We start from the raw sequence: 17,247 nt of genomic DNA on the forward strand, positions 1-17,247 counted from the left end.
GTCTTGCCGTGGTCAACGTGGCCAATCGTGCCGATGTTGACGTGCGGCTTATTACGCTCAAACTTTTCCTTTGCCATTCCTCAGGCGCCCTTTTGTGCTTTGGGGGACCCTTGGTCCCGTGGTTACATCTGCGCGCGCGAGATATTGGGTTCAAAGGAGAAAATCAAGCACATCCTGCGGGAAATGCCGTTCTTTAAGCCGGATTTTGCGTTGCTACACCTGAATCGAGTGGCTGGATCAGTTCGGGACGCCGGTCGAACCAACCGTTTTCCAAATGTTCCTCGGCCAACCATTCTTCGACTCGGTCCGCAACTTTCAGAGCCAGCCCGCTCATTTGCTCTTGCTTTGTCCGTTCATGGCCCGACCCTTTCAGGGCACTGCCGCCGGTTGTGTCTTCCAGCACCTGGAATTGCTTACCTTTGGCAAGAAACTCTTTCTTGTTCACGTCATAAACGTTGACCAGAACAATCGCAGTGCTCTTGGGGTTATAGATCACCGGAATGCCGGGAGGGGCCAGCATGTAGCCCTCGAGGCTGATGCCGATGTCGTATTCCTGAGCGCCCGTATAGCGCCCAAGGCGGATGTCCAACGCGTTTTGAATGGCAGCAGTCCATTCGTCGGGCGTCGCATCCCGGCTTACCGGTCCCTGCACCGCCTTATCGGCAAAGGCATAGTTTACCCGCAACTTGAATTCGCCCAGCGACTCAGGCTCTTCGTAAACCTGCGTTTGGGTGCAGGCGCCCATCAGGGCCAATCCGGTGATCAGTGTCAAAATGCGCAACATATCTCGTCTCGATAGGCCTGTTTTTCTTTGATCTAACGCACCGATACGGCTTGTGCCAAGCGGTATCGGCATAAATCCTCTGTGACCGGGCCTGATCAGGAGAATTTAAAATCACGCGGGAAGCCGTATGGCGGCTTTTTCCCGACGCTGGCACGCTTGGCCAGCCATTGCGAAAGATCTGCCTCGTGCCGGGTCTTGTCGCCACCCATGGACCATTTCAGGCCCTCTTCCCAGTTGAAGGTGGTGATATCTGACAGCCCGCCGTCCAATTCCAGCGTCCCCTGCCGCCCGCGCGCCATATTGTATTTTTGCAGGCGAACGCCCTTGCCGCGGGTCATTTCAGGCAGTTCCTCGGTCGGGAAGACCAGAAACTTGCCGTTCTGAGAAACCACTGCAACGTGGTCACCTTCGATCGGTTTACAGATAATCGCTGTTTCGTCGCCTTTGACGTTCAGCACCTGTTTGCCGTTTCGGGTCTGTGCCAGCACATCATCCTCGGGCACGGTGAAGCCGTTACCCGCATCCGAGGCCACCAGCAGCTTGCGCCCCGGCTTGTGGATCAGGATGTCGATTATCTGCGCCTCATTCGGCAGGTCAACCATCAGGCGCAGCGGCTCGCCCATACCCCGACCGCCGGGCAGATTCGCGGCACTGATGGTATAGAATCGACCGTTCGAGGCAAAGACCAGCAGCCGATCGGTGGTTTCCGCATGGAAGATAAACCGTGGCCCATCGCCATCCTTGAACTTCAACTCGCGGTTCAGGTCGATATGGCCGGTCATGGCGCGAATCCAGCCCATCTGAGAGCAGACAACCGTTATCGGTTCGCGGTCGATCATCGCCTCAAGCGGGACCTCTTCGACCTGACCGGCTTCGGCAAACTGGGTGCGCCGCGCGCCGCCCTCATAGTCCTTGCCGAAGGTTTTCTTGGTCTCTTTCAACTGCTCGGCGATACTGGCCCATTGCAGGCTTTCATCGGCTAGCAGATCTTCGAGATTGGCACGTTCCAACATCAGCTCATCGCGTTCGCGAACCAGCTCCATCTCTTCCAGACGGCGCAAGCTGCGCAGACGCATGTTGAGAATTGCGTCGACCTGGACCTCGGACAGCTCGCCCTCGCCCGGTTTGGGCGAGACATAGTCGGCCTCATTGGTGGCGCGGACATGGTCGATGCCCCAGTCTTCGCGCATCAGCGCAGCCTTGGGGTCATCGTCATAGCGGATAATGTCGATCACGCGGTCAAGATTCAGGAAGGCAACGATAAAGCCCTCCAACACCTCCAGCCGATGGTCGATCTTGGCCATCCGGTGGCGCGACCGGCGCAGCAGAACCTCTTGCCGGTGATCAAGGAAGGCGCGAAGCACTTCTTTCATCGAGCAGACTTTGGGTGTCACCCCGTCGATCAGCACGTTCATGTTCAGGCTGAACCGCACCTCAAGGTCCGAGTTGCGATAGAGCATGCCCATCAGAACCTCGGGGTCCACATTCTTGGAACGCGGCTCAAGGATCAGGCGGATGTCATCGGCGGATTCGTCACGAACGTCGCCAAGGATCGGGATTTTCTTGGTCTGAATCAGCTCGGCGATCTTTTCGATCAGCTTCGATTTCTGAACCTGATAGGGAATCTCGGTGACGACGATCTGCCACTGACCGCGGCCCAGATCCTCGACCTCGAACTTACAGCGCAGGCGGAATGACCCGCGCCCGGTGCGATAGGCCTGCGCGATATTCGCAGGCGGTTCAACGATTACGCCGCCGGTTGGAAAATCCGGTCCGGGCACGTAGTTCAGAAGCGTATCGTCGCGCGCATCCGGCGTCTTGATCAGATGCAAACAGGCGTCACACAGTTCCGAGATGTTATGTGGCGGGATATTCGTCGCCATGCCCACCGCAATACCGCTGGAGCCATTGGCCAGCAGATTCGGAAATTGCGCGGGCAGAACCACCGGTTCGGTCAGCGTGCCGTCATAGTTGTCACGGAAATCGACAGCATCCTCGTTCAGACCCTCAAGCAGAGCCTCGGCCACGATGGTCATCCGAGCCTCGGTATAACGAGAGGCCGCCGGGTTATCGCCGTCGATATTGCCGAAATTCCCCTGCCCGTCGACCAGCGGATAGCGCACATTAAAATCCTGCGCCAAACGCGCCATCGCGTCATAAATCGCGGCATCGCCGTGCGGGTGATAGTTACCCATCACATCGCCCGAGATTTTCGCCGACTTACGGAACCCGCCCGTTGCACTGAGTCGCAACTCGCGCATCGCATAGAGGATTCGCCGATGCACCGGCTTCAAACCATCCCGTGCATCGGGCAAGGCCCGGTGCATGATGGTGGACAGCGCATAGGTCAGATAACGTTCACCAATCGCGCGGCGCAGCGGTTCGGCTACTTCGCCCCCGTTTTCGGGGGCCACCATATTGGGGTCGTCGATCGTATCATTCATAGATGATGTGATACGACGCAAGGGCGCGCGGGTAAAGCAAGCAAGACATATTTTACTGGGGACAAGTGGCGCTTTTTGCAACAGGGGGAGGCAACCCCCCGATTTCCCCCGTTTTTCGACTTGGGTCGCGAATTATGCTAGGATGTCTGACATTAGTCTGCTGCCTTTTTTTGTTTTGATTGATCGACCGGGGGATGCGCCATGACGCGCCTGATTGTAATGAGTTTCGCTGCACTTGGCTGGTGCTTTTACGTCATGAGTGGCGGGCCTAATTTCGAGCCGCGCGGTGTGCGGTCAGAACAGCCTGTGCGAGTCGCCTCGAAAGCGGCCCCCAAAACCGTAGCACCGTCTCCGGCAAAAGAGCTTGTGACAAATGTCGCTATGCGCTCGCCGGTCGTGCGCGAGCGCCCGATTGATCCCCAGCCAGCAGTCGCAGCGATTGTCGCAGAACCCGCCAGTCTGGACACTTTCAACGCGCTTTCGGTGTTTGACGATCAGACTGCCAGCATCACGCTTGCGTCCCTGGAAGACGGTGTAACTGGCCTGAAGCAAATCACCAAGGACGTGCAGCCTGAACCCGCCGCCCAGCCTGAACCCAGGAAAGATATCCGGGAAATCTCCGGGACCCGCGTGAACATGCGTGACGGCCCTGGAACGATCTACCCGATTGTTGGCAAAGCGCGCATCGGCCAGAAGGTCGAGGTGCTAAGTGACTCGGGCACCGGATGGTTGCGACTGCGCGTGTTGCCGCAGCAACAGGTGGGGTGGATTTCGACCTCTTTGGTCAGAAAAACACCAGACTGACGTGGAGCAATGATTGTCCCCATACTCTGTGCACACTAGCTTGGGGCTGGTTCAGAATCGGGAAAATCATGCAGAAGACCATTCTAATTACTGGCTGCTCATCGGGCATCGGACTGGATGCGGCGCATGGGATGCGCGCGCGGGGTTGGCGCGTGTTTGCCTCGTGCAAACAACAGCGCGATTGCGACCGGTTGCGGGCGCAGGGGTTTGAAAGCCCGCGCATTGATTATACCGATACGGCCAGCATATCGTCGGGTTTGAACGAAGTGTTGGAGGCCACCGGAGGCACCCTGGACGCGCTGTTCAACAATGGCGCACATGGCCTGCCCGGCGCGGTCGAGGACCTGCCGACCGAAGGCCTGCGTCAGATTTTCGAGGCGAACTTCTTTGGCTGGCACGAACTGACCAGGCAGGTCATCCCGATTATGCGCAGTCAAGGACACGGGCGAATCGTTCAGAACTCTTCGGTGCTGGGTCTGGTGGCCTATCCGTGGCGCGGCGCCTATGTGGCCACGAAATATGCAATCGAAGGGCTGACGGATACACTGCGCCTGGAACTGGCTGATACGGGGATCAAGGTCATTTTGATCGAACCTGGCCCGATCACATCTAAAATCCGCGAAAACTCAATCCCATTCTTCGAGCGGTTCATCAACTGGCAAAACTCGGCCCTGCGCGAGCGGTATGAGTCCTCTTTGTTGAAAAGACTGTACGAATCGTCGGGGCCGGATCGGTTTGAACTGCCCGCATCAGCGGTTACGACCAAGCTGGCCCACGCCGTAGAATCCAAGCGCCCGCGCCCCCGATACTATGTGACAACACCTACATTTATCGCCGGTTGTTTGCGCCGCATTCTATCGACACGTGCGATTGACCGCATCCTTGCAGGGGTCTGAGGCGAAATAACCCGTTCGCTTTTGGCACGCACGGGGCTAGATGATAGCCCTAGGCAAACAGAAACACGGACGGTGTACTCATGGACCTAATGATGGTCATTTTGCTTTTGGCCATGGCGGCGGTTGTCGTCGTATTGGCGCTTGGCATCTCGAATTTTGGCAAAAGCGGCAGGGACGCGGCACTGAAAAGCAACAAGTATATGCGCCTGCGTATCCTGTTTCAGTTCATCGCCGTGATTCTGATCGTGCTTTACGTCTGGCTGCGCGGTCAGGGAGGTCAGTAAATGGTCGTATTGAACAAGATTTACACCCGCACCGGTGATGATGGCAAAACCGCACTCGGCAATGGCGAACGCGTTGCCAAATACTCGGGCCGCGTCACCGCTTATGGCACCGTGGACGAGTTGAACGCCTTTGTCGGCGTCGCCCGGACCGAGGCAGATGGGGATGTCGAAGCTGCACTCGCCCGCATTCAGAATGACCTGTTTGATCTGGGCGCGGATTTCTGTCGTCCCGACATGGAAAAGGATGCCGAAGCAGACTATCCGCCTCTGCGCATCGTGCCCTCGCAGATTGACCGGCTGGAGGTTGAAATCGACGCGATGAACGAAGCCTTGGAACCACTGCGCAGTTTCATCCTGCCCGGTGGCTCGCGTCTTGCGGCGCATCTGCATGTATGTCGAACCGTATCGCGCCGGGCCGAACGGCTTGCGGTTGAGCTGACCAACATGGAGCCGGTCAACGGAACCGCAGTCAAGTACCTGAACCGTCTGAGCGACTGGTTCTTCGTCGCAGCCCGTTGTGCCAATGAAAACGGAACCCAAGATGTTCTGTGGGTTCCGGGCGCGAACCGCTGAAAGCGGCGTCGCGTCCAGTGGACGCGGCGGCGACCGGAAGGGCGAAGCCCCGGCCCGACGGGCGGGCGCAAACCGATAGCTTCCTGCCTTTTGGGTGGATGTGTGGTGCTTGGTCACGTCAAAAATAGCAAAACGCGACGTCCGTTGCAGATGACGTGACGATTTTGCCCTGTTGCCGCCTGAATTGAATCGCTATTCAAGCCCTCATGAACATTGGTGGAGTCGCGACGCGGCTTGCCGTTTTTTGTGAGGAGCTAGCGCAAAATGAAGGTACTCGTGCCTGTCAAACGCGTGATTGACTATAACGTTAAAGTTCGCGTCAAAGCGGATGGCAGCGGTGTCGATCTCGCCAATGTCAAGATGTCGATGAACCCGTTCGACGAAATTTCTGTCGAAGAGGCAATCCGTCTGAAAGAAGCCGGCAAGGCAGACGAAGTCGTCGTTGTTTCTATCGGCGTAAAACAAGCCCAGGAAACACTGCGCACTGCGCTGGCCATGGGCGCGGACCGTGCCATCCTGGTCATTGCTGCAGATGATGTCCATCAGGACATCGAACCCCTGGCCGTTGCCAAGATCCTGGCCAAAGTGGTCGAAGAAGAGCAGCCCGGTATCGTTCTGTGCGGCAAGCAGTCTATCGACAACGACATGAATGCAACTGGTCAGATGTTGTCAGCTCTTTTGGGCTGGTCACAAGGCACCTTTGCGTCCGACATCGACATCGACGGCGACAGCGCAAAGATCACTCGCGAAGTCGATGGTGGCATGCAAACCATCAGCGTCAAAATGCCGACAATCGTGACCGTGGACCTGCGCCTGAACGAGCCCCGTTACGCGTCGCTGCCCAACATCATGAAGGCGAAGAAAAAGCCGCTGGACGAGAAAACCGCCGCCGATTACGGCGTCGACGTCTCGCCGCGCCTGGAAGTCGTCAAAACCGAAGAACCACAGGCACGTGCCGCTGGCATCATCGTCGGCTCGGTAGACGAGCTTGTCGCGAAACTCAAAGAAGCGGGGGCTGTGTAATGGCTGTTCTTCTTCTCGCCGAAGTCAACAATGGTGAACTGGCGCTGGACGCAACCGCCAAAGCTGTAAACGCAGCAAAGGCACTGGGTGATGTAACCGTTCTGGCCGCAGGCGGTTCCGCTGCTGCTGCCGGTGAAGCTGCCGCCAAGATCACCGGCGTCTCAAAGGTTCTGGTCGCCGAGGACGAATCGCTGGGCCATCGCCTGGCAGAATCCACTGCTGCGCTGATCGTAGGTCTTGCTGATGGTTATGAGCACATCGTTGCCCCCGCCACCACCGATGCCAAGAACGTTATGCCGCGCGTTGCCGCGCTGCTGGACGTCATGGTCATCTCGGACGCGTCCGGTGTCGTCGACGGCTCGACCTTCGAACGCCCAATCTATGCGGGCAACGCGATCCAGACCGTCAAATCTGTGGACGCCAAAAAAGTCGTCACTTTCCGAACCGCAAGTTTTGATGCTGCGGGCGAAGATGGCTCGGCAGCAGTTGAGACCATCTCGGTCGGCGAGAACCCCGGTCTATCGTCCTGGGTCGAGGACAAGGTAGCCACAAGCGACCGCCCCGAGCTGACTTCGGCTGGCGTTGTTGTGTCGGGTGGCCGTGGTGTCGGTTCTGAAGAGGACTTTAAGCTGATCGAAGGTCTCGCTGACAAACTGGGGGCCGCAGTTGGCGCATCGCGCGCCGCAGTCGACTCGGGCTATGCTCCGAACGATTGGCAGGTGGGTCAGACCGGCAAGGTTGTTGCCCCGGATCTGTATGTCGCTGTCGGCATCTCGGGTGCGATTCAGCATCTGGCAGGTATGAAAGACTCGAAAATCATCGTGGCGATCAACAAAGACGAAGAAGCGCCGATCTTCCAGGTTGCCGATTACGGTCTGGTCGCCGACCTGTTCCAGGCCGTTCCGGAACTGACCGAGAAACTCGGCTGATCAACGGGCTAGACTTTTCCACGAAGAATCTTGCATTGGGCCCGCCATCGGCGGGCCCTTTTCATTGCAGGTTTCTGATCGGACCGACCAAGGCGTCAGCAATCGACCTGTGTGCCGCAGGACCTATCATATATTCCGCCATGGGCTGTTGCAGTGTTCCAAACAGCATATCTTCAAGCTCATCGGACTGCCCCGACACGCTGACCGTCACCTCAACGATCTCGGCGCTGAGAGGGCGCAGGGCCTCGATCATCTGTGGCGTGATCCGAATATCAGCACCGTGCTTGGGCTGATCACTTTCTGCCTCACGCAGGACCTGCAAATTCAACAAGACAACAGGCACTTCAAGCGCCTCAACAAGCCCCCCAATGCGGTCGATCCAATTCCGTCGCAGCTCTTCTGCGATTACCTCGAACCGCGCATCATTGCGGCCCTGCAACAAAATCATCAGGTGATGTACGAAATGGACATCGGCAAAGTCGATCTCGGGATAGAGAGATTTCAGATCCTCTGTCGGAGCCAGAAAACGGTCGTTGCGTCGGGGATGAACCCGGTAGAATCGATTGGACTGCCCCAATATGTCGCTAAGCTGCACCAAGCAGAGCTCTGCTTGGTTCAGTAAACCCCTCAACTCCGTGTCATCGCACAGCGCATCTACGCCGCAAAAAAGGCTTCCGAAATTCAGGCACCGTCTGTCCAACCTCTCTTCGAGAACTGCCGCGAATGGCTGCTCGACGAATCGCCCGAATGTTTCGGTCCCACCTGCGCAGGCCACAAATGACTTCTCCAGCGAACGCATTGGCCCACGAAACCACAATCGTGACTCACCGTATTGGCACACGTCATGCTCGAGTCGCCCCGAGCCAGCTTGATGATAGCTCATATCACTCACCCAATTTTCACCCGGATGCCATCTTGCAGCCGCAAGTCTTGAGAATCTCCTAATGTGCGCATTTGAAGCAAAGTCGAACGGTCTGATCCCCTTGCCGCCCGCCCCGATCTGCCGATAGTGTCATCCTACCCCGTGGCACAGAGGCATCAAAAAATGGATGTAAAATCAGTCGGAGTGATTGGCGCAGGCCAAATGGGCAATGGTATCGCCCACGTACTGGCTTTGGCGGAATATGACGTTCTGCTGAACGACGTTAGCCAGGACGCGCTGAACAGCGCCATGGCGACGATTGAAGGAAATATGGCGCGCCAGGCATCGCGCGGAAAAATTTCGGATGAGGAGATGCAATCCGCGCTGAAACGCATCACGACCACAATGGAGCTGCCACAGCTGGGCCAGACTGACCTGGTGATCGAGGCCGCAACCGAGCGTGAGACCGTCAAACAAGCCATTTTCGAAAGTTTGCTGCCACATCTGCAACCGCATACAATCCTGACGTCAAATACGTCATCTATTTCGATCACACGTTTGGCGAGCCGAACAGACCGGCCCGAACGCTTTATGGGTTTTCACTTCATGAACCCAGTTCCGGTGATGCAACTGGTTGAACTGATCCGGGGCATTGCTACGGATCAACCAACATTTGCTGCCTGTAAGGCCGTTGTAGACCGCCTTGGCAAAACCGCCGCCAGCGCCGAAGATTTCCCGGCTTTCATTGTCAACCGCATCCTGATGCCGATGATCAACGAGGCCGTATACACCCTGTATGAAGGCGTGGGGAATGTTCAGTCGATTGACCAATCGATGAAATTGGGCGCAAACCACCCGATGGGACCACTAGAACTGGCTGACTTTATCGGTCTGGACACCTGTTTGGCCATTATGAACGTGCTGCATGATGGATTGGCCGATACCAAATATCGCCCTTGTCCGCTGTTGACGAAATATGTCGAAGCGGGCTGGCTGGGACGTAAAACGCAGCGTGGTTTTTATGACTATCGGGGCGAGGCGCCAGTGCCGACCCGGTAAAGGCCACCGCCCGGAATTCATCCGGGCGCAGCCACGAGATTGTCCTGATCAGGTGAAATTGCAGGTCAGAGCTTGGTTGCCTGCCCAAGACCCAGCGTGTGCTTTCTGAGCCAAGCCATAAAGCCGCGCGGATCTCGCTCCAGCAGCTGCATATCCTCATCCGAGATCGGTTCTCCGATCACCGGGGATTGCGGTTTGTTGCAGGATCGAACGATCTCGTGCAGCAACAAACCCTGGCGCAGAATCGCAGAAAGTTTGTTGGCGATCTGGTAGGCACGCGAATTCCTGCCAGGGAAAAAGATCGGCAGGACCTGCGCGCCGGATCGACGGATCATTTTGGCCGTGAACACGTTCCACTCACGCTCGATCACCGGCCCGAACCAGTCATCCGAAGACATCACAACGCCTGAAGGGAACAAGGCCACAACGCCCCCGTTTTTCAGATGCTCCATCGCATTGCCGCGCATCTCAAGCATCTTGGCCTGTGCCTCGGGATCGTGCGGGAAGGGCACCGGAATCATGAACGACGTCGCCGCCTCGTCCAAACCTGTCAGAACCGAACGGGTCAAGATCCGATAGTCGCTGCGGACCCTGCCGATCAGCTCTGCCAGAATCATGCCGTCGACCATGCCATGGGGATGGTTGGCTACGACGACCACGGGCCCCGTTTTTGGAATACGCGCGATCTGTTCCTCTGGTGTGGTCAGGTCGATGCCCATTATATTAAGCGCACCTGCCCAGAACCGTTGGCCGCGGAATTGTTCATTCTGCTTCTCGAACTTGTTAACCATACCCAAAATGGTCAACTTACCCGTACACCATTCAATGGTGCGGATCGCTGTTGCAGTCCAAGGGTCGTCGAACGAGTTTGCGTAGGTCAGGGTCTTACGATCATAGATCTCGCCCTGGTCCTTGGTCCCATCCACCACCGGGCCTGTCTTGGTCTCGTGCGTTGTTTCCGCCAATTCCTGGTTATCCCGTTCTTCGTATCACGGCGGGTGCGGTCAGAAACCTTCTCCGAACTTGTCGTTCACCAGAGTCTCCAACGCATCAGCCAACGCCTCAGCATCCGGTCCGGACGTCTCGACGTCAATAGTCGTTCCGCGAGACGCTGCCAACATCAAAAGACCCATAATGCTGTCGCCGGATGCGGAAAGCCCGTCTTTCGACACCTCGGCCTGAGCGTCGAACCCTTCTACCAACTCAACCAGCTTGGCCGAGGCGCGGGCATGCAGGCCCTTTTCATTGATAATTTTCAAGCTTCGGGTGGTCATTCTTTATCTGTCCGGTTCTCGTCAAACGTCACATTTTGCGCATTGATATACTTACGTCCAGCTTCCATTGCCTGTCGCACGGCTTCGCCAATCGGCAGGTGGCGGGATTTGGCCAGTTTTATCAACATGGGAAGATTTGCGCCGTAAAGGATACGGCGATCCTGCGGCGCGCAGGCACGCAGGCTGAGATTCGACGGGCTTCCGCCAAACAGATCGGTCACGACGACAACACCGTCACCAACATCAACACTGTCGGCGGCCGCACAGATTTCCGATTGCTTCGCTTCGCGATCATGATCGGCCTCGATCGAGATCGCGGCCAGGCCGGGCTGATTGCCGACCACATGCTGCATCGCGGCCAAATATTCTTTGGCCAGCCCACCATGTGCTACGAGTACGATCCCGATCAATCCGGCCTCACATTCAACGATCGTCTTTCCATTTCGCGATGCCTAATTGCCACTTGCTGCCCCCCCTCTGCAAGGGCCTTTGCAACCGCTTCGGCCATTGCAACCGATCTGTGTTGCCCTCCGGTACAGCCAAAGGCCACGGACAGGTAGGCTTTGCCCTCGGCCCGGTAGGCGGGCAACAACAAAGTCAGCAGGTCAACCACCCTTTCGAAGAAAGGCGCATAGTTCGCGTCGGTTTGAATATAGCTCGCCACATCCGAATTGCGACCATCTTCGGCCCGAAGTTCGGGACGCCAGTACGGGTTGGTGAGAAAACGGCAGTCAAAGACCATATCCAATCCGCGAGGCAAACCACGCTTATAGGAAAATGATTCGATGGTTACCGCCAGATGCCGCCCACCCTGAGGTGCAAACCAGCGCTCAACCTCTTCGCGCAGTTGGTGAACATTCAGTGGCGTGGTGTCGATCAACGTATCTGCGAGTTCACGAATTGGGGCCAGCGACTCTTTTTCCTGGCGCACTCCGGTTTCAGGGCTGGCATCCGCAGACACCGGGTGACGTCTGCGGGTTTCCGAATACCGGCGCAGCAGGACTTCATCGCTGCAATCGAGATAAAGCGTGGTCAGGTCAACCTGTTCCATCCACCGAAGCTTAGCCAGCAATTCGATGACGCCAATCGTGGAAAAATCGCGGTTGCGTGCATCAATACCAAGCGCCATGGGACGGTCGGTTTTTGGCCCGTCTAATAGACGCAGCAAAAGACCCATGGGAAGGTTGTCGATGGCCTCGAACCCCAGATCCTCTAACACACGGATTGCGGTGGACCGGCCTGCGCCGGATGGGCCGGTGACAAGTACGATGCGTCTTTGGGTCGTCATTGATTGGGCCATTCCGGGTCTGCGCACCCGTTTTTCATCAGTAGCAAGAGCGCTGCTGGTAAATTGGAGACGCCAGCACCCCGAAGCAAGGGAACAGTTTGTCTCAGGATAAGAATTGAACGGGGTTCTGGCAGGCGCTCGGGTTCTTCTTGCGCCATGTCCACCACAAAGCCAACCGGTACCGGCCCAACCGAGACTGCCCGCAACAGGCCAAGACCTCTTGCCTCGATCAGTCCACCGATATTTGGAGCCGCCTCTGCCAGGGCGAGATTGCCATCCATATACAACCGAACCCGATCGTCCGCGACCAGATCGGCCCCCAACGCCATCATCTGCAAAGACAGCGCTGACTTCCCGGTGCCCGAAGGCCCCACGATCAAAACAGCACGGTCTGCTATCGCGACGCAAGAGGCGTGAACGATGGCAGTATCTTTGTGTTCAACAGAGGAGAGTGCGGACGTGCTCACCGCGTCAAACCGGCAGGCCCACGACGAATCGCGCGCCCTGAGGGTCTGAAGTTATGTCCGCTTCGGTCGGGCGGATATTCTCGGCCCAAATCACCCCGCCATGCGCCTCGACAATCTGTTTCGAGATCGCCAGACCCAACCCCGAGTTATTGCCGAAATGCTCAACGGGACGTTGGGAATAGAACCGTTTGAACACTTTGGTCAGGGCCTGCTCGGGGATGCCTGGGCCGGTGTCTTCAACAACAACCAGAACCCGATCCTCGCGCCGGCGTACCCACACACGTATGGCATCGCTTTCTTCGCAGAAGGAAATCGCATTGGTGATCAGGTTTACGAACACCTGCGCCAATCGCGCCTCAAGCCCGGTCACGGTGATTGGTTCGGGCGGCAGATCAGTGATGTAATCGATTCCCTTGGCGCGCGCATCCTCGCCCAGATACTGACCGAGGTTTCCGATCAGGTTCAACAAATCAAATGGCTGTTCTTCCTCCTTGACCAGTTCGGCGTCCAGGCGCGAGGCGTTCGAAATGTCGCTGACCAGACGATCCAGCCGACGGACATCATGTTCGATCACCCCCAACAGCTTGTCGCGCTGGTCGTCTCTTTTAACCATGCGCAACGTGCCCACAGCAGATTGAAGGCTGGCTAGGGGGTTTTTGATCTCATGCGCCACATCTGCCGCGAATTGTTCGTTTGCATCAATCCGGTTGTACAGCGCTGTAACCATGCCGCGCAAAGCTCGGCTGAGTCGTCCGATTTCGTCCGGTCGCGCGCTCAGATCGGGGATGCGGATGCGGCCCGGGTTGACCCCCGCACCGCGGTCTTTGCCCATCTCGGCGGCGGATGCCAGATCGGCCAGCGGGTTGGCGATGGTCGATGCAAGGACAAGGCTCAAGCCAACGGAAACCAAAAGCGCCACGACGAACATGCGCAGGATCCGTTCTTGATCACGGCGGGCCAATGCGTCGATTTCTCCGGCGGGACCGGCCATGGCAACTGCGCCAACGGGCTTTCCATCCAGTTGGATCGGGGCCGCAGCAACGATAACCGTTTCGCCTGCGTCATCCTGAACCGCCTGAACCTGAATATGCCCGGTCAGCGCCTGTGGAATGATGGCCTGAACGCGTTGGGCCAAGGTTGGCGCTTCGCTGGTTTCATCTTGCTTGAACACTTTGGACAGCCCGGTCCAGACCGCGTTCAAGGCATCACTGATCAGTGTGCTTCCAGTCTGCGCATCAGCTTCTGAGCGCAGCATGACCGGCATCTCTGAGACCGCAGGCGCGCCGCGCGTCCAACCAATCAGCGTCCCACGAGCATCGTAAACAAAGACTTCACCGCCGACCGGCAGGCTGAGACCAGCCAACGTATCTTTGACATCCAGGATGGCCGCGTCGCGGGTAATGCCAGTCACATTCTGTCGCAGTTGGGTTTCAAATACGTTGCTGACCAACTGCGCATCCCCAACCAGGTTCCGGGCGGTCTGCTGCACCTGTTCTTCTCGCGAATTATCCAGATATAGCAATCCGGTGACCAGAATCACCAATGCAATCATGTTGAATGTGATGATCTTGCGCGCCAGAGGCGAGCCCCGCAGGGAAAACAGATTGCGGCGGCCGCGTGTGGCCCTGAGTTCGGCGGAATCGTCGCTCTGGGGGATGACCCAGTCATCTCCAAGAACGACGTCACCGTCGCGTAACTCGTTTTCTTGCTCAGTATCGCGCACGAGACCCAGTAACCCCTTAACTTAGGCCACGCTTATTCTTCGTTGTACCGATACCCAATACCATACAACGTTTCGATGGCCGAAAACTCCGGATCAGCAGCGCGCATCTTTTTGCGCAGACGCTTGATGTGGCTGTCGATCGTGCGGTCATCTACATAGACCTGATCGTCATAGGCAACATCCATCAGCTGATCGCGGCTTTTGACAAATCCCGGACGCTGCGCCAAGGCCTGCAGCAGCAGGAACTCGGTCACTGTCAAAGAGACATCCGATCCCTTCCAGCTCACCGCGTGGCGCAAGGGGTCCATCCGCAATTCGCCCCGTTCCATCACCTTGGCATCGCCGGTGCTGGCGGCTACGGGATCACCCGAGGTCGCTTCCTGACGGCGCAGCAAGGCCCGTATCCGTTCTACCAGCAACCGTTGCGAAAAGGGCTTTTTGACATAATCATCAGCACCCATACGCAAACCCAGAACTTCGTCGATCTCGTCATCTTTCGAAGTCAGAAAGATCACCGGCATCTGAGTCTTCTGCCGCAGTCGCTGCAGCAAATCCATGCCATCCATACGCGGCATCTTGATATCCAGCACTGCCATATCGGGCAGCTTCTTGTTAAACGCATCCAGAGCAGCCTGCCCGTCGTTATACGTTTCTACCTCGAAACCCTCGGCTTCGAGCGTCATGGATACGGACGTCAGAATGTTCCTGTCGTCATCCACCAGTGCAATCTTTGACATCGGGTTAACCCCTATTCCTGCTCTCATACGAAACAATTCGCTTATTTGTAGGGCATTTTTGTCGTTTTTATGGCCGCGAATCAATCGCCATCTACGAATCGTGCGATTGTTGTCACACACATGCGGCAAAAAAGCCGTTAATGGTCTTCGAAAAGTGTCTGTATTTCCGGCAGAAAAAACATGGTGGCGCTAAACCTGAACTTGGTTGCGCTAACTGCGCCAAACCGTCCTGTTCACGCCCTAAACGACCATGATAAGACCCGCCCAATCGCCGGTTTTCCCGGTACACTGCCCCAAGAGCGCACCTTGGCCAATCTGCCACCGCGCCGCCACAGGAGAAGACACACATGACATCTGGACGGGTGAACCCGCAATTCCGCCTCGAAGATCAGGGCATCGAGGGTCTGGGCAATGTCTATTACAACTTCATGGAACCGGCACTGATTGAAGAAGCCCTCAAGCGGGGTGAAGGTACACTTGGCAATGGCGGAGCTTTTCTTGTCAGTACCGGCAAGTTCACTGGCCGTTCTCCCAAGGACAAACATGTTGTCAGCACCGACAGTGTCGCCGATTCGATCTGGTGGGAAAACAACGCCGAGATGAGTCCCGAGGGTTTCGAAACGCTTTATGCCGATATGATCGAGCACATGAAGGGTCGTGACTATTTTGTGCAGGATCTGGTCGGTGGCGCCGACCCCGCTTATTCGATCAACGTGCGCATGGTCACCGAACTGGCATGGCATAATCTGTTCATCCGTCACTTGCTGCGCCGCCCGGATCGTGAAGACCTGGATGAGTTCTTCGCGGATTTCACAATCATCAACTGTCCCAGCTTCCAGGCTGATCCGGCCAAGCACAACTGCCGTAGCGAGACAGTGATCGCACTGAACTTCGACCGCAAATTGATTCTGATCGGCGGCACAGAATATGCCGGTGAAAACAAGAAGTCCGTCTTCACCCTGCTGAATTACATGCTGCCCGAAAAAGGCGTGATGCCGATGCATTGCTCGGCGAACCACGCGGTCGGCAATCCCGTTGATACCGCAGTCTTCTTTGGCCTCTCGGGAACTGGCAAGACCACCCTGTCCGCTGATCCGGCCCGCACCTTGATTGGCGATGACGAACATGGATGGTCAGACCGTGGCACTTTCAACTTCGAGGGCGGGTGCTATGCCAAGACGATCAACCTGAACGCCGAGGCCGAACCCGAGATCTATGCAACCACCAGCAAATTCGGCACCGTGATCGAGAATATGGTTTTCGATCCCGAGACCAAGGAGCTGGATTTCGAAGATGACTCGCTGACCGCAAACATGCGTTGCGCCTATCCGCTCGAGTATATCTCCAATGCCTCGAAAAGCGCGTTGGGCGGGCATCCGAAGAACATCATCATGCTGACTTGTGACGCATTTGGTGTTCTGCCCCCGATTGCGCGGCTGACCCCCGCTCAGGCGATGTACCACTTCCTGTCGGGCTTCACCTCGAAGGTTGCTGGCACAGAGCGCGGCGTGACCGAGCCCCAACCCACATTCTCGACATGCTTTGGCGCGCCGTTCATGCCGCGTCGCCCAGAAGTCTATGGCAACCTGCTGCGCGACAAGATCGCCCAGCACGGCGCGACCTGCTGGCTGGTGAATACCGGCTGGACTGGCGGCGCCTATGGCGTTGGCAGCCGGATGCCGATCCGTGCGACCCGCGGTTTGCTGACTGCCGCCCTGGATGGATCGCTTCGGGATGCGGAATTCCGCAAGGATGCAAATTTTGGCTTTGATGTGCCGGTTTCCGTCCCCGGTGTCGCCGAAGTTCTGCTGGATCCGCGTCGCACCTGGGACGACCAGGCCGCTTTCGATAAACAGGCTGAGAAGCTGGTTCAGATGTTTGCCGAAAACTTTGAGCAGTATCTGCCTTTCATCGACGAAGACATCAAAGCCGTAGCAATCGGCTAATGTTGCAAAGGGGGGGCAAACCTCTCCCCTTTTTTCGGACAGCACATCTGCAGGCAATCGTCCTTATTCGTCTAACGTAAGGTGTCCTTACAAATTCGTTGCCCGATTTGCCGGTTTAAGCTATCCAATGATGTCATTAAGACAAATTCGCCCG

Annotated in this window: 18 protein-coding genes; 8 read left to right on the forward strand and 10 right to left on the reverse strand. The window is 56.9% G+C overall.

The window, feature by feature from the left end; genetic code table 11:
- Nucleotides 1-193 precede the first annotated feature (193 nt).
- Nucleotides 194-784: a hypothetical protein gene (locus AC2FIM_RS16715; protein ID WP_142639296.1), complete on the reverse strand. Its 591-nt coding sequence runs from the start codon at nucleotides 782-784 to the stop codon at nucleotides 194-196.
- Nucleotides 785-879: 95 nt separating this feature from the next.
- Nucleotides 880-3,228 carry a DNA topoisomerase IV subunit A gene (locus AC2FIM_RS16720; RefSeq protein WP_281995885.1) on the reverse strand — a complete coding sequence of 783 codons (2,349 nt, stop codon included), beginning with the start codon at nucleotides 3,226-3,228 and terminating at the stop codon, nucleotides 880-882.
- A gap of 201 nt (nucleotides 3,229-3,429) precedes the next feature.
- Between AC2FIM_RS16720 and AC2FIM_RS16725 the strand changes: the two genes are divergently transcribed.
- The 6 genes from AC2FIM_RS16725 to AC2FIM_RS16750 all read left to right on the forward strand — a co-directional run bounded on the left by AC2FIM_RS16725 (nucleotide 3,430) and on the right by AC2FIM_RS16750 (nucleotide 7,737).
- A complete protein-coding gene (locus AC2FIM_RS16725) occupies nucleotides 3,430-4,032 on the forward strand; it encodes an SH3 domain-containing protein (protein ID WP_246097307.1) in 603 nt (200 codons plus the stop codon).
- Nucleotides 4,033-4,100: 68 nt separating this feature from the next.
- Nucleotides 4,101-4,928, forward strand: a complete 828-nt coding sequence (locus AC2FIM_RS16730; RefSeq protein WP_271951289.1) for an SDR family NAD(P)-dependent oxidoreductase — start codon at nucleotides 4,101-4,103, stop codon at nucleotides 4,926-4,928.
- A gap of 80 nt (nucleotides 4,929-5,008) precedes the next feature.
- On the forward strand, nucleotides 5,009-5,212 hold the full coding sequence (locus tag AC2FIM_RS16735) for a twin transmembrane helix small protein (RefSeq protein WP_142639289.1): 204 nt from the start codon (nucleotides 5,009-5,011) through the stop codon (nucleotides 5,210-5,212).
- Nucleotides 5,213-5,785, forward strand: a complete 573-nt coding sequence (locus tag AC2FIM_RS16740) for a cob(I)yrinic acid a,c-diamide adenosyltransferase (RefSeq protein ID WP_271951294.1) — start codon at nucleotides 5,213-5,215, stop codon at nucleotides 5,783-5,785.
- 264 nt (nucleotides 5,786-6,049) lie between these two features.
- Nucleotides 6,050-6,808 carry an electron transfer flavoprotein subunit beta/FixA family protein gene (locus tag AC2FIM_RS16745; protein WP_271951297.1) on the forward strand — a complete coding sequence of 253 codons (759 nt, stop codon included), beginning with the start codon at nucleotides 6,050-6,052 and terminating at the stop codon, nucleotides 6,806-6,808.
- Entirely contained in the window at nucleotides 6,808-7,737 is a 930-nt protein-coding gene (locus tag AC2FIM_RS16750; protein WP_142639283.1) for an electron transfer flavoprotein subunit alpha/FixB family protein, read from the forward strand. The genes AC2FIM_RS16745 and AC2FIM_RS16750 overlap by 1 nt, the downstream gene beginning before the upstream one ends.
- 61 nt (nucleotides 7,738-7,798) lie before the next feature.
- Here the strand turns inward: AC2FIM_RS16750 and AC2FIM_RS16755 are convergent, their stop codons facing one another.
- Nucleotides 7,799-8,620: a DUF6473 family protein gene (locus AC2FIM_RS16755; RefSeq protein ID WP_496678802.1), complete on the reverse strand. Its 822-nt coding sequence runs from the start codon at nucleotides 8,618-8,620 to the stop codon at nucleotides 7,799-7,801.
- A 162-nt stretch (nucleotides 8,621-8,782) separates the two neighbouring features.
- Between AC2FIM_RS16755 and AC2FIM_RS16760 the strand changes: the two genes are divergently transcribed.
- Entirely contained in the window at nucleotides 8,783-9,658 is an 876-nt protein-coding gene (locus AC2FIM_RS16760) for a 3-hydroxybutyryl-CoA dehydrogenase (protein WP_142639281.1), read from the forward strand.
- A gap of 65 nt (nucleotides 9,659-9,723) precedes the next feature.
- On the opposite strand, the gene AC2FIM_RS16765 is transcribed toward AC2FIM_RS16760, so the two are convergent.
- Genes AC2FIM_RS16765 through AC2FIM_RS16795 form a run of 7 tightly spaced genes read right to left on the reverse strand, consistent with a single transcriptional unit; the run spans nucleotide 9,724 to nucleotide 15,147 of the window.
- A complete protein-coding gene (locus AC2FIM_RS16765; RefSeq protein ID WP_271951305.1) occupies nucleotides 9,724-10,623 on the reverse strand; it encodes a lysophospholipid acyltransferase family protein in 900 nt (299 codons plus the stop codon).
- A 39-nt stretch (nucleotides 10,624-10,662) separates the two neighbouring features.
- A complete protein-coding gene (locus tag AC2FIM_RS16770) occupies nucleotides 10,663-10,932 on the reverse strand; it encodes an HPr family phosphocarrier protein (RefSeq protein WP_142639277.1) in 270 nt (89 codons plus the stop codon).
- Nucleotides 10,929-11,342, reverse strand: a complete 414-nt coding sequence (locus AC2FIM_RS16775) for a PTS sugar transporter subunit IIA (RefSeq protein WP_142639275.1) — start codon at nucleotides 11,340-11,342, stop codon at nucleotides 10,929-10,931. The genes AC2FIM_RS16770 and AC2FIM_RS16775 overlap by 4 nt, the downstream gene beginning before the upstream one ends.
- Nucleotides 11,339-12,232 carry an RNase adapter RapZ gene (gene rapZ / locus AC2FIM_RS16780; protein ID WP_271951311.1) on the reverse strand — a complete coding sequence of 298 codons (894 nt, stop codon included), beginning with the start codon at nucleotides 12,230-12,232 and terminating at the stop codon, nucleotides 11,339-11,341. Before rapZ ends, AC2FIM_RS16775 begins: the two co-directional genes overlap by 4 nt.
- Nucleotides 12,217-12,687, reverse strand: coding sequence for an HPr kinase/phosphorylase (locus AC2FIM_RS16785; protein WP_142639273.1), 471 nt, complete (start codon nucleotides 12,685-12,687; stop codon nucleotides 12,217-12,219). Before AC2FIM_RS16785 ends, rapZ begins: the two co-directional genes overlap by 16 nt.
- Nucleotides 12,688-12,691: 4 nt before the next feature.
- On the reverse strand, nucleotides 12,692-14,410 hold the full coding sequence (locus AC2FIM_RS16790) for a sensor histidine kinase (protein ID WP_281973490.1): 1,719 nt from the start codon (nucleotides 14,408-14,410) through the stop codon (nucleotides 12,692-12,694).
- Between the two features lie 32 nt (nucleotides 14,411-14,442).
- Nucleotides 14,443-15,147, reverse strand: coding sequence for a response regulator transcription factor (locus AC2FIM_RS16795; protein ID WP_281973491.1), 705 nt, complete (start codon nucleotides 15,145-15,147; stop codon nucleotides 14,443-14,445).
- 347 nt (nucleotides 15,148-15,494) lie between these two features.
- Here AC2FIM_RS16795 and AC2FIM_RS16800 point away from each other — a divergent pair, with 347 nt between their 5' ends.
- Nucleotides 15,495-17,093 (forward strand): phosphoenolpyruvate carboxykinase, encoded by a 1,599-nt coding sequence (locus tag AC2FIM_RS16800; protein WP_496678797.1) that lies wholly within the window; start codon nucleotides 15,495-15,497, stop codon nucleotides 17,091-17,093.
- Nucleotides 17,094-17,247: the final 154 nt, after the last annotated feature.

The organism is Ruegeria sp. CDSC052 (genome assembly GCF_059610685.1).